The sequence below is a fragment of the Pedobacter terrae genome (genome assembly GCF_900100705.1).
Taxonomy (GTDB): Bacteria; Bacteroidota; Bacteroidia; order Sphingobacteriales; family Sphingobacteriaceae; genus Pedobacter; species Pedobacter terrae.
Window position 1 is genome coordinate 99,553 of the sequence record NZ_FNCH01000007.1, and the last position, 13,751, is coordinate 113,303.

At 38.4% G+C, this 13,751-nt stretch carries 9 protein-coding genes and 1 pseudogene; 9 read left to right on the plus strand and 1 reads right to left on the minus strand.

The window, feature by feature from the left end:
* The first annotated feature begins 18 nt into the window (after window positions 1-18).
* The 4 genes from BLR60_RS10780 (at window position 19) to BLR60_RS10795 (ending at window position 7,868) form a co-directional block, all read left to right on the plus strand.
* On the plus strand, window positions 19-2,955 hold the full coding sequence (locus tag BLR60_RS10780; protein ID WP_208600622.1) for a M16 family metallopeptidase: 2,937 nt from the start codon (window positions 19-21) through the stop codon (window positions 2,953-2,955).
* Window positions 2,956-2,967: 12 nt separating this feature from the next.
* Entirely contained in the window at window positions 2,968-5,907 is a 2,940-nt protein-coding gene (locus BLR60_RS10785) for a M16 family metallopeptidase (protein ID WP_090499617.1), read from the plus strand.
* A 208-nt stretch (window positions 5,908-6,115) separates the two neighbouring features.
* The gene (locus BLR60_RS10790) at window positions 6,116-6,859 is read left to right on the plus strand and encodes a DJ-1/PfpI family protein (RefSeq protein ID WP_090499619.1); all 744 of its coding nucleotides are present in this window, start codon (window positions 6,116-6,118) and stop codon (window positions 6,857-6,859) included.
* A 289-nt stretch (window positions 6,860-7,148) separates the two neighbouring features.
* A complete protein-coding gene (locus tag BLR60_RS10795; RefSeq protein ID WP_090499621.1) occupies window positions 7,149-7,868 on the plus strand; it encodes a DKNYY domain-containing protein in 720 nt (239 codons plus the stop codon).
* Between the two features lie 151 nt (window positions 7,869-8,019).
* Here the strand turns inward: BLR60_RS10795 and BLR60_RS10800 are convergent, their stop codons facing one another.
* Entirely contained in the window at window positions 8,020-8,526 is a 507-nt protein-coding gene (locus BLR60_RS10800; protein WP_090499623.1) for a GNAT family N-acetyltransferase, read from the minus strand.
* Window positions 8,527-8,870: 344 nt separating this feature from the next.
* Between BLR60_RS10800 and BLR60_RS10810 the strand changes: the two are divergent.
* The 5 genes and pseudogenes from BLR60_RS10810 (at window position 8,871) to BLR60_RS10830 (ending at window position 13,504) form a co-directional block, all read left to right on the plus strand.
* Window positions 8,871-9,899 (plus strand): annotated as a pseudogene (locus tag BLR60_RS10810) (serine hydrolase domain-containing protein).
* Between the two features lie 313 nt (window positions 9,900-10,212).
* Window positions 10,213-10,839, plus strand: a complete 627-nt coding sequence (locus BLR60_RS10815; protein ID WP_143009062.1) for a hypothetical protein — start codon at window positions 10,213-10,215, stop codon at window positions 10,837-10,839.
* Between the two features lie 332 nt (window positions 10,840-11,171).
* On the plus strand, window positions 11,172-11,465 hold the full coding sequence (locus BLR60_RS10820) for a hypothetical protein (protein WP_090499631.1): 294 nt from the start codon (window positions 11,172-11,174) through the stop codon (window positions 11,463-11,465).
* A 220-nt stretch (window positions 11,466-11,685) separates the two neighbouring features.
* Window positions 11,686-12,267, plus strand: a complete 582-nt coding sequence (locus BLR60_RS10825) for an RNA polymerase sigma-70 factor (protein ID WP_090499633.1) — start codon at window positions 11,686-11,688, stop codon at window positions 12,265-12,267.
* A 55-nt stretch (window positions 12,268-12,322) separates the two neighbouring features.
* Window positions 12,323-13,504, plus strand: coding sequence for a FecR family protein (locus BLR60_RS10830; RefSeq protein WP_090499635.1), 1,182 nt, complete (start codon window positions 12,323-12,325; stop codon window positions 13,502-13,504).
* Window positions 13,505-13,751 lie beyond the last annotated feature (247 nt).

The following is a 13,751-nucleotide window of genomic DNA, read 5'->3' on the forward strand; positions in this document are numbered from 1 at the left end:
AAAACACAGAAGATGCTGATGAGCTACCGATTAACCGTATTCTCAATTGTATTTCTTATGCATACGGGTTTAATGGCACAGTCTGCCTTTCAATGGAAAAGTTCGGTGTCAGGTGGTTACACCTACAAATACCTCACCAACGACCCAACGAAATCGCGATTTTACACTTTGAAGAATGGACTTACCGTAGTCTTGTCACAAAATGCGCAAAATCCTGTTATAGAATTCAGGCTAGCCGTACGGGCGGGGAGCAATACCGACCCGAAAACGGCGACCGGTTTAGCACATTATCTTGAACATTTACTTTTTAAGGGTACCGATAAATTCGGTACCCTTGATTATGATAAAGAAAAACCGCTGCTGGATGAAATTGAATCCCTGTATGAACAATACCGGGGAACAGTAGATCCGGTAAAACGGAAAGAGATTTATGCAAAAATTGACAAAATCTCGAACGAGGCTTCCAATTATGCAATTGCCAATGAATACGACCGGATGATGAAATCAATTGGTGGTAAAACCACCAATGCACATACGCTCTATGAAGGAACAGAATATAATGAAGACTTTCCATCTAACGCCGTAGATCAGTTTCTTGCTTTACAGGCAGAACGTTTCCGTAATCCGGTATTTCGTCTCTTTCATACTGAACTGGAGGCTGTTTATGAAGAAAAAAACAGCCTTTTAGATGATGACTACTCAAAAGTCGGGGAAAAAGTTTTAGCCGCCTTGTTTCCTACCCATAATTATGGGCAGCAAACCGTAATCGGTACCATAGCGCACCTGAAAAACCCGTCATTAATTGCCATCAGGGACTATTATAATAAGTATTATGTGCCTAACAACATGGTAATTGCTTTTGCCGGTGATTTCAATCCCGACGAAATGATCAGGAAAGTTGATCGCGCTTTCGCTTATATGAAGGCAAAGCCAATACGACTCTACCAGCCAGCACCTGAAAAGCCATTAACCGCAGTACAAAAGATTGATGTATATGGGCCGGGTGCTGAAAATATAAGCATCTCCTACCGCGGCTATGCGCAAAACACAAGGGAGAGCTTGTTTCTTAAACTGATTGCCAGCATGCTCTCGAACGGTAAAACTGGTCTGTTAGACATCAATTTGAACCAGCAGCAAAAGGTACAAACTTCTGGTTCAAGTTACCAGCAGATGAAAGACTATGGTGTTTTTAATTTAAATGCGGGGCCAAAACAAGGACAAAGTCTGGAAGAAACCCAAAGGTTGTTATTAGAACAAATTGATCAACTTAAACGCGGTAATTTCGATGCAAACCTGATACCCGCAATCGTAGCCAACGACAAATTGAATTCACTATACGAATTTGGAGATAACGGCATGCGTGTGAATAAAATTGTAACGGAATTTATTTTAAACAGAGGGCTGAACTGGGACAAAACCCTGAATATGCCTCAGGCGATGGGGAAAATTACAAAAGGACAAATTGTTGAATTTGCCAACAAATTCTTTAAAGAGAATTATGTAGTCACCTATAAACACCTGGGTGAAGATAAAGAAACCATCAAAGTTGAAAAGCCAATTATTACACCAATTCATACCAATCCTTCAGCAGTATCAGCATTTGCGAAAAAGCTTTATGCCATGCCCCTAAAACCAATTGCGCCCAGGTTTTTAGATTATAAAAAAGATTTGAATTTAGCTAAGGTGGGAATAGCTGATGTAGTGACCGTTCAAAATGAAGAAAATAGCCTGTTTAGTTTGTCTTACAAATTTGATATTGGCAGCCGGAACCTGAAGCTGCTGCCTTACGCTGCACAATACCTTAACTTTTTAAGTACGGATAAATATTCCTCAGAAGAAATTAAGCGGCAGTTTTACCAGATTGCATGCGATTACAGTTTTTCTGTAGAAAACGAAACGGCTTCCATTTTTATAAGCGGTTTACAGGAGAACTTCGATAAAGCCGTAAATCTGGTAGAATATATTTTAGCAAATTGTAAAGCCAATGAGCAGGCTTTGGCTGAACTAAAAAATGATGTTATTAAAGAAAGGGAAAACAATAAATTAAGTAAAGAAAACATCTTTAGGGGCATCAGCATCTATGCGCAGTATGGCCCAAACAATCCCTTTAACGATAACCTGAGCAATGAGGAGATACAAAAGATTTCATCAGCAGAACTGCTCTCTATATTGCATAACTTTAATCAATACAGGCACACCATTACCTATTATGGGCCAAAGCCGCTGGCCGGTTTTACAACTGATATTGGAAAACTTCATCATTTGCCCAATCAGTTCACGGCAGATCCTCCGGCTAAAAAATTCACCTATACAATCGCAGACAAAGCCCAGGTTTATTTTGCACCTTATGATATGTTACAGGCTGATGTTTGCTGGGTGCACAATAATGGCGGACCTTATGATCCCACCCAGGCTGCGAAGATTAATTTATTCAACAGTTATTTTGGTCAGGGAATGAGTTCGGTCGTGTTCCAAACCATCAGGGGGTCTAAAGCACTGGCCTATTCTACCGGTGCATTATATTCTTCGCCTAAGAAAAAAGCTAAATCATATACCATGTTTGCCTTCCTCACCTGCCAGGCAGATAAAATGGGTGATGCCATCAATAGCATGAATGAATTGCTGAACAATTTACCCGAAGAAGGTCACACTTTTGAACTTGCTAAAGCCAATGCTTTAAATGAAATAGCGACCAACCGAATTAGTAAAGAAGGAATCATCCAGGCCTATTTAAAGGATATGCAATTGGGCATTAATTACGATTCCCGCATAGATGAGTATGCCGGATTAAAAGATTTAACCTTTTCATCCATTAAAGCATTCCATGAGCAAAAGGTAGCCAACAAACCTTATTACTACTGTGTAGTTGCCTCGGAGAAGAATGTTAAAATGGAAGAAATGCAGAAAGCAGGTCCGGTAATTACACTGAGCCTGAAACAGATTTTTGGATATTAGATTAAGATAGTAATGCTTGCGAAATACAAATTGTGCCTGATTTTAGTCCTTTTGATAACGGCTAACAGCCTGAAGGCTCAAAAAACTTATCAATGGAAAACCGGATCTTCAGGTGGTTACGCTTATAAATATGTGAGCAACGACCCGACCAAATCACGATTTTATACTTTAAAGAATGGCCTCACGGTGGTGCTGTCGCAGAATACAAAGGTACCGAAAATCGAATTTAAACTAGCCGTAAGAGCAGGCAGCAATACAGATCCTAATAATGCTACAGGTCTGGCGCATTACCTGGAACACATGCTTTTTAAAGGTACCGATAAGTTTGGTACGCTAAATTATGCAAAGGAAAAACCGCTGCTCGACCGAATAGAAATGTTGTATGAACAATATCGTCAAACAACCGATCCGCTAAAACGCAAAGCAATTTATGCCGAAATCGATCAGGTTTCCGGCGAAGCTTCCAATTATTCTATTGCCGGCGAGTATGGGAAAATGATGAAATCTATCGGAGGAAAAAATAGTAATGCACATACCTGGCATGAAGAAACTGTTTATGATGAGGATTTTCCTTCCAATGCGGTCGACCCGTTCCTAGCGCTGCAGGCCGAACGGTTCCGCAATCCGGTATTTCGTATTTTTCATACTGAGCTGGAAGCTGTTTATGAAGAGAAAAACCGTGGGCTTGACGATGATGGGCGTAAAGTGGAGGAACAATCTGCTGCAAAATTATTTCCGACACATAATTATGGGCAGCAAACCACTATCGGCACCATCGCACATTTGAAAAACCCATCACTGGTTGAGATTAGAAAATACTACAACAAGTATTATGTTCCAAATAACATGCTTCTGGTTTTCGCGGGTGATTTTGTACCTGATGAACTCATCAAAAAAATAAATCATTCCTTCGCCTACATGCAGCCAAAGCCACTGGAACTATACCATCCTGCGCCAGAAAAACCAATTACCAAAATTGAACAGGTTGATGTATATGGTCCGAGTGCCGGAAGTGTGAAAATATCCTATCGCGGAGCTGCCCAGGCTACAGCAGAAAGCAGGATGCTGTCTTTAATTTCCAGCATTCTTTTTAACGGAAATGCCGGTTTGGCCGACATCAACCTGAACCAGCAACAAAAAGTGCAGTTCGCTGGTGGGGAATATCGGCAGATGAAAGATTATGGGGTTTTTAGTTTATCTGCCCAGCCTAAAAAGGGCAAGACTTTGGACCAGGCCAGGCAATTGTTGCTGGATCAAATTACCCTTCTTAAAAATGGCGATTTTGATGAAAGCCTGATCAAGGCCACAGTTGCCAACAAAAAGCTGGAGTTGCTTAAAGAATCTAGCCAGAATCGTTTCCGCGTTAATGCCATTATGCGTGAGTTCATCCTGAGCCGGGGTGTTAATTGGGACAATACATTAAATAGCCTGGATGCCATGGCTGGCACCACAAAAAAGCAGGTTACAGATTTTGCAAAACAATTCTTTCGCGACAATTATGTGCTAACCTATAAACACCAGGGGGTGGATAAAAATATCGTGAAGGTGGAAAAACCGCTCATTACGCCTGTAAAAACCAACGCACTGGCTTCCTCAGACTTTGCTAAAGCACTATCTGGCCTCCCTGTTAAACCCATTCTACCAAAATTTCTGGATTACAAAAAGGATCTCAATTTTGGTAAAGCGGGTATAGCAGATGTAATTACCGTACAAAATAAAGACAACAGCCTGTTTACGTTAACCTATAGATTTGATATCGGTAGCTGGAATTTGCCCCTGTTAAGTTATGCCGCGCAATACCTTCCATTTCTAAGTACAGATCAATATAGTGCAGCGGAAATCAAAAAGCAATTTTATACGATTGCCTGTAACTATAACTTTAATGTGGACGCCGAAAATGCCAGCATCACCATTAGCGGACTGCAGGAGAATTTTGATAAAGCCATAACTTTGACCGAACAAATTTTTGCAGGCTGCAAAGCCGATGAGCAAGCCTTAACCGAGCTTAAAGATGCGATTTTGCAAGAAAGGGAAAACAACAAATCTGATAAAGATTATATCCAGGCGGGACTCAACAGTTATTCACAATATGGACCCAAAAATCCTTTCAACACTAACCTGAGTAATGATGAGATAAGAAAAATCAGTTCAGCACAATTGCTGTCCCTGCTGCATAGTTTTAACGATTACAAACATACCATCACCTATTTTGGACCTAAATCGATGGCTGGATTGAGGGACGGCTTAACAAAATTTCACCATTTGCCAAAAGCGTTTCTTGCTGAACCTGCAGTCAGAAAATATGCTCCCCTTCCAACCGATACGAGTGAGGTTTACTTTGTCGATTACGAAATGGTGCAGGCTGAAGTTTCCTGGTTTCGCAATAGTGAAAACTACGATTCGAAATTGCAGCCGAAGATTGACTTGTTTAACAGTTATTTTGGCGGGGGAATGGAGTCGGTCGTCGCACAGTCTATCCGGGAATCCAAAGGACTGGCTTATTCAACCGATGCGTATTACCTCTCTTCAAACCAAAAAGGCAGGTTAAATGTGATGACGGCTTATGTAGGAAGTCAGGCAGATAAAATGAACGATGCAGTAAAAAGTATGAACGAGTTGCTGGCTGATTTGCCTGAAGTTGATCAATCTTTTGAAGTTTCTAAAAGAAATGTATTGAATGGGATTGAAACCAGCAGGATAACTGACGAACGGATGATTTCGGCCTATTTTACGGATAAGAGAAGGGGTTTAGCACACGATTCCAGAATCGACCTGTATGAGGGATTAAAACCATTAACCTTTGAAGATATCAAAGTCTTCCACAAAGAACATGTAGCCGGGAAACCATATAAATACGCCATAATCGCTGCTGAGAAAAATATTAAGATGGAAGATTTGCAGCAATTAGGCAAGGTGACTAAATTGAGTCTGGAGGAGATTTTCGGGTATTAGGATGCCCGGCCGAATCTGACAGCAGGTATGCCGTATTTTGCATTGCTCAATGCGGCTTTATTCTACAGCAAGGCTAGATATTGTTTTGGTCTGAACGCAGACAATTTGACGAATAAAAGATTTTATAATGGTGGTTTCGGAATCATTACCCCAGGCGGTTTACGCAGATTCGTAGCCAGCTTAACTGTTAAATTTTAATCTATCAATCATGAAAAAATTACTTTTATTACCTTTTCTTTTATGTTGTTTATTAGCCTTTTCCCAGCAGGAAACCAGCTCTGTTAAAAAATTAAATGTAGCCTTATACATCTATCCGGGTGTTGGCCTGGGCGATCTGAACGGTCCGGCTGATGTTTTTTTGAAAGCCGCCGGGCTAACTAAGGGTCAGTATAAGGTATACACGTTTGCCTTGCAGCAGGGACAAATCCGCACGCAGGGAAATGGATTGAAACTCACCGCAGACTATCTGGAAAGTGAAATGCCAAAACCGGATATCCTGGTTATTCCTGGTGGCAGTATCGGACTGATGGATACAATGTGCCTTGATCCTAAAGTGATTGGCATGCTTAAAAAATATCAAAATCAAGTGGATGTGATGATGTCTGTTTGTACCGCATCTTACCTGCTCGGTAAAGCCGGCATATTAGATCATCATAAAGCAACAACCCATTATTTTGTAGCAGATGATTTCCAGACACAGTTTCCTGCTTTAACACTGGTTAAAGATGTAAGGTATGTAGATGAAGGAAAAGTAATGACATGTTCCGGTGTTACTTCCGGAATGGATGGCGCGCTTTATTTGATCAAAAAATATAGTGGTGATTCAATTGCTGCGATGTTGAGCCGCGCTATACAATACACGCCCCGCGAGCAGGAGAAGTGGCCTGTAGCGCCAAATGGAATGAAGTTTGACCGCAACTGGAAAAAAAGGCAGGATTCAATTAAGCAGTAAAACGATAACATTCTTGAACTTCAAGGATTATGTTCTGCAACAGAGGATCTTAAGGATTAAAACATTAAATTTTGAAGATATCAAAGTCTTTCCCAAAGAATATATAGCCGGGAAACCATATAAATACGATGTCATTGCTACTGAAATAAATATTAAGTGGAGGATTTGTGGCAATTTTGCAAGGTGAGTTTAAGTGTTTGTATCTTGTCGTTGCTTTAATTTTTTTAAGAAGGTTATATTTAAAATTTAACCTTGTAACTTGTATGCGTTTAACTTAAATGCCTGACGTATGAAAGATATGGGACACGGCTTCACCCTTGTAGACAGGAGCATTTATCTGTATGATTCGGAAAAATTCACCAGACTTAAAAAGACAATCGATTACGATTCGTTTGAGATGATCAAAGCTTTTGAGGACAAAAATTTTTATTTCAGGGATAAAAATAGGGTATATGTCACCAGTTATATGTGCAATGCTTCTGTTATTGAGGGAGCAAAGCCTGAATCATTTAAAGTTATAAATGCCGAAGATGGCATTGGTTATGATGGTAACAATTATTATTGGTACGACACATGCCTGCCATATGATTACAGCAAGGCGGTAAAATATAATGAGTATTATGTTCGGGCAGGCGATAAAGTCTATTTTCTTACGTCTATTGTGGAAGGAGCTGATGCAAATACCTTCAACATTATCTGGCAGAATGTTGCCCGGGACAGTAAAAGCCTGTTTTTTAAGGGGATAATTGTGCCTGAAGTTGATGTTGAAACTTTTAAGACCGTACCTGGCTGTTTTGATGCTGATCATCTTAACCAAAGCCACACTTATTATGCCGCCGACCGAAACAATGTTTATTTTATAAATACCATAGGCAAAGCCATAAAGAGGCTGGCTGGTGTAAAGCCTTCTAACTTTTCAGTAAAGATTGTTGATAACAGGCTTTACGGAATAAGCGGTAAGGACGTTTACTTTTTTGGTATTAAAAAGAAAGGCTTAGTGCTAGGATAAGGATGTTTAAGATGATTTATGGAGGGTTAAACATAACAAAGCATGTCGGAAAATTTTGAATGAATTACAAACAATACATTTTGCCTCATAATAGGGCGGTTGGGATCAAGTTATTTATTTGTAAAGCAATAGGCTGTAAGCTGTGAAAAGGTTACTTCATCAATTTCCAATAGAACATCTCTTGATCTTCCCCAACTTTCTTAAAATTAAGGAAGGTTAATATTTGTTGTGAAGCCAAATTTTCCTTTGAACAACTCGCAGTAATGGCTTTGATTCCGGTTTGCTTAAATGCCCAATCTATTAGCCCTGAAGCTGCTTCCTTAGCATATCCTTTTTGAGTTTCGCTTTTAATAATCCCATACCTAAGATCAATTTCACCATGTTCATTAGGAAGCCCCTTAAATCCAATGTCTCCAATTAATGTATTTGTGCTTTTATTGAGCACCATCCAGGACTCAAATCCAGAAGGATATTTTACTTTATTCAAATGATTTAAAATTCTGGGTAAAGTATCCAAAGTCTCCAAATCTGGCCATCCATACCCGGGTGTAATACCTAAATCTGCTAGAAACGAAGTTGAACAAGACAGTGCTTCCTTGCAAATCTGTATAGTAAACGGCAGCAATTTTAATCTATCTGTTTGGATCTGGAATGACATAAACCTAAATACCGTGTGAATGTTGATTAAATTTTATTGAAGCACAATGTTAATCAATTATTCCCGCTCGCCAGTATATCAGCATATCTAAGATATTGAAGGAAAAATTCTTTATATAATAGATAACTATCCATTATCTTAATGAAATTCTTTTATGTAACAAGGCACTATGTTTATGCATCATAACATAAATATTTACCATGAAAAAATGCTTTTTTATATTCAGGGCTATAATGCTTTGTTTAATTTCTATTCCTTGCTGGTCACAAACAGAAAAATTGCTTACAGATAATCCCCTCAGAGACAAATTAGATAGGGCTGTCCAGGTAGCTGCTGCAGATTATATGGCTAATCCTGGTACGGTTGGTCTTTCAATCGCTATTTATCAAGATGGACGCAGTGCAATCTACAACTATGGCGAATCAACAAAAGGGACAGCCAAACTAATTAAAGCAACTCAATTATTTAATTTAGGTTCTGTAGCAAAGACATTCATTGGAATTATGCTTGCACAAGCTGTAATAGATAAAAAAGCAAACTTACAAGACGATATTCGTAAATATCTCCCAGGAAAGTATCCTAACTTGCAATACCAAGGTCGCCCCGTAAGATTGGTTGACATAGCCAATCATACGTCTGGTCTACCGAAATCATCCTGAAATTTTCCTGCAAAAATTATGGATAGCATAAAGAACATTAGTCTTCCTAAACAGCTTGATTTCTTCGTTAAGTATAATCAAGATACTTTAATGAAGGATATGCATAAATTCAAGCTTGACACCTTGCCCGGTACTAAGTACGAATATAACGGCAACGCCATGACAATCCTTATTCTTTTACTTGAACGCATATATCATCAACCATATGAGCTGTTAGTGACAAACTACCTTAAAAATCACCTTGGTCTTTACGATACAAGAACGAAAATTCCTGTGAACCAGTTAAGCCGTTTTATTCAGGGATATAAAGATGCATCACGTCCTGTACAATGGTATGATCTCACAAATAAAAAAACAAATGAGATTAATACTAACTTTTTTTACCCTGGTGGGCCAAGTATGAATTCAACCATGGCAGATATGCTTAAATATGTAATCGCTAATGTTGAAGAAACCAATCCAGCTATAAGATTATCACACAAGGAAACTTACCACCAAACAGACGGTACGGGGGTAGGTTTAGGTTGGATGATTGGCAATGATGATGGAAAACGCTTTGTTTACCACAGTGGCCGAACAGGTATTGGATTTAGCACACTTTGTATCGCCTATCCCGAAGACAAAATGGGGATCATGATACTTGTTAATGATAATCTTAGTCAAGACAACATATCCATTTTAAGCGACAAGATTAAAGTTGCGCTAATGGAATGATGACTTATTCTCATTATTCCCTTTATTAATTGATCAGAGAATAGGTGCTTTCGAAGTTAAATTTAGTCATATAGTAAATAACGTAACTAGGCATGCATAACCGGTTATATACTGAACTTTAGTAAAAGAAACGACACTTAAGATATAAAAGAGGCATATTTTATGATGGGCAATTGTATATATTTACAAATTGCCTGTCATATTAAGAACCACCGTAATCCAACAGAATTGAAATATGAAGTTAAATCCGTTAATAATAATTAAATCAATTCTAATACTTTTTATAAGTGTTGGCTTAGGGTTAACACTTTTTATGATGAAACAAGACGTGAAAATTATTGGAGCATATATAGTATCAACAAGTTTTATTTTAGGTCCGGGAATTATTTTATATGGATTGATTTTTGGTTTTAGCATTTCTGAAAAAACGATCAAGAAACAAGCCGAAACGCAAGAAAGTCTATCATTTGATAATAATGGAATAATTTATAAACTACCACTTTTTGATACAACCGAATTTATTGGCTGGAAAACGATTGAAACAGTAGTTTACACAAACTATCAATCTGACGACAATGCACAATTTATTTTCTATCTGACAAAACCCCCAATTCAATTGATGACAGAAAACCCGTTATGGATAAATAGAATATTTCCTTTTGCGTTAAGAAATAAGCAACAAGTTACCATAATGGATGATTGTAAGAATTTTCAGGAACTTCCGGAGAAGTTGCAAACATATTTAGCAAATACAAATCCAGTCAACCTGACGGCAGATTATAGAGAAGCAAGATTGATACGTTCAAAAACTACAGTTAAAAACAATACAATTAAGACAGAAGAATATTGGAAACCAAATAATAATTATCAAAGGGAGAAAGTCATTTACGATAAATACAATCGGACTTTTGAAGAAATAAAGCAAGCAAAAAAGGCATAAGAAAGGCGAACGGCCAGTGGGGTTTGGCAATAGCGGTCCGATGTGCAAAGTCCAAAGCTCGGTATTCCAATAAGCTTTGTGCAAGGGTTAGGCTCACAGGTCTCTATTACCTACTATCGCAAAGCCCAGAAACGCTTTCAGTAACATCCACAGAACGCCGCTGAAAAAGAAAAAAATTAACTTATATTAACTGCAAACTTAATGATGAGTGCAATTGTAAAGCTAAGCCTTTACATTGCAAATGCCGGCTAAATTTCAATTCCCGTAAATGGGCAGATTATTGATGTTTAACCTTAATAGAACAAAACAGGCTAAATAAATAGCTTTTTTTAATGAAAATAAAATTTAAACGGGTATTACTGATAGCTGTACTTACAACATTAGTGGCTTTAATTGCTTCTTTTGTGGCATTACCAAATAATTCGGGATATGCAGGATTGTTTTTCATTGCTTCAAGCCCAATATTTATTTGTGTTTTTATTATTTGGACCTATGTTTTATTAGCTGCTATTAGCAGAAACGATATTTTCAGAAAATTAATTGTTACCATTCTGGTAACCATCGTGTTTGAGTATTTATTAGCTGTGCTTACTATGGTGACAATAAGTAGCGACAGTCGCGATTAGAATCTAAATGTTTTTCTATCTGATTGTGCCAGTCTTTTTTTTGACAAAGAAATACTTTTTTGTACTGTGACTATCGCTACGGTATACGCTTTATTATTAAGTACATGGCTATTCAATCAAAAGATCGTCCCAACGATAAATAAGACACGCTTTTTTGACGGTACTTTCATTTCGTAAATTCATAGCTTTTGACTAACTATGTCATTCATTAAATTATTTAATGGAAGAAGAAGCTAGTAAAACACTTCATATTAACGAATTCGAAACAATGTTTCGCAGGAACCATCAATTTCTGTGTGCTGTGGCTATGCAATACGTTCATGATCAGTTTACAGCGGAAGATATGGTGCAAGACTTTTTCATAGACTTCTGGCAGAGGCGTAATACTATTCAACTAACCACAAGTTTCGAAGCCTACGCACGCCGGGCAGTAAAATATAAATGTATTGATTTCCTGCGCAAAAGTGCAGTGACTGAAAAAAGGAATTTGATGCTGGCCGTTCTGGAAAAGGAACAAGAGGATGCGGATGAGTTGGAAAATAATGAAATCAGGCATCAGCGCTATACAAAAATTGTCGAATTAATTCAAAAACTACCTGAAAGCAGACAAAATATTTTTATTATGCATGCGGTAGACAAAATGAGCTACGCAGAAATTGCTAAGAAGCAAAATATCTCCATTAATACGGTTAAAACACAATTAAGCAGGGCCTATTCAGCACTTCGTAATCATTTAATTCTTATTTGTATCTCTTTTATCCATTATCAGAGCATTTTTAAATTTATTTTAGAAAAAAAATAGAAATTTTCTCATTTGCTGTCACCCATTTTCCATATATATACGACAGTGTTTTAATATGGATAAAAAAATCAGCACATTTACTCCCGACTGGAATAAGCTTTTAGATCAACTGGAAGCAGATGAAAAGTTGGTAAACGCCCTTAGTGCCGATGAACAGGTACTTTTAGCAGAGCTTCGTGCCCTCAGGGAGGAATCTGCTGATGCACTGAAAACTTATTCATTTTCCAATACCAATGCAAAATGGGCTGAATTAAAAGCGCAGATTGAGCCAAAAGCTACTTTACCGCGTAATGGTAAGCTGCGGAGACTTTGGTTCAGCATCGCCGCAGCGGCAGTTTTATTTATTATCGGCATTAGTGTTATTTATTACCGATATCAGCAGCAGCAACAACAGCCACAAAATCTGGGCAACATGATCAAAAATGATATTCCTCCTGGAAAAAATACCGCTACACTTACTTTAGAGAACGGTAAAAAGATCATCTTGTCTGCTGCCGGTAATGGTCAGCTGGCCAGCGAAGCAGGGATTGTGATCACTAAAACTGCCGATGGGCAACTGATTTATTCCGTGAAAGATGGTCAAACATCTACAGGTGTACATATTAATACCCTATCTACTGCAAGGGGTGAAACGTACCGTCTCCGTTTGCCAGATCAAAGTGAGGTATGGTTGAACTCGGCTTCCTCCCTTAAATTCCCGGCATCATTTGCATCGGCGAAATTGCGCGAGGTAGAACTTACAGGTGAAGCCTATTTTCAGATCGCAAAAGATAAATTACATCCTTTTATAGTAAAAACAAACCTTCAGGAAGTACAGGTACTAGGCACACATTTTAATGTGAACAGCTATCCAGATCATGATAAAGCAGTAACTACGCTAGTTGAAGGAAGTGTGCGGGTATCAAATCTATCACAACAAACAAAAACCATTAAACCTGGAGAGCAATCGACAGTGCAAAATGGGCAGGATATCGCCATTGCGCCTGCTGACATTAAAAATGTAATGGCCTGGAAAAATGGCTATTTCCGTTTCAGAAATGAGCCGATTGAGGAGGTGATGTCAAAAATTATGCGGTGGTACGATATTGAGGTCGTATATACGGGGAAAGGATCTGGTGAGCTCTTCAATGGTAACATTTCGCTTCATAAAAATATAAGTGAAGTACTGAATATGCTCAGCTATTCCAATGATGTAAAATTTAAAGTTGAAGGAAGGAGGGTGACCGTTATACAATAGAAATCTACTTTATTTAATCTATCGGATATTCAAGTTCATCCCCCGAACCACTAGGGGCCGTAACATAGAATGAAACTAAAGTACCAGTCCGACGCTAATCGAACTGGTAAAATGGCCGGTAATCAACCAAACAGTTAACTAACCGCTAAAAGCCGCGAACTCGAAATACAAGGCTTGAAGCTACAACCAAACTTATCAAATGTACCAAATTTGCACTAAACCAGTGCGCTTTTTTAGCGCGCAACAC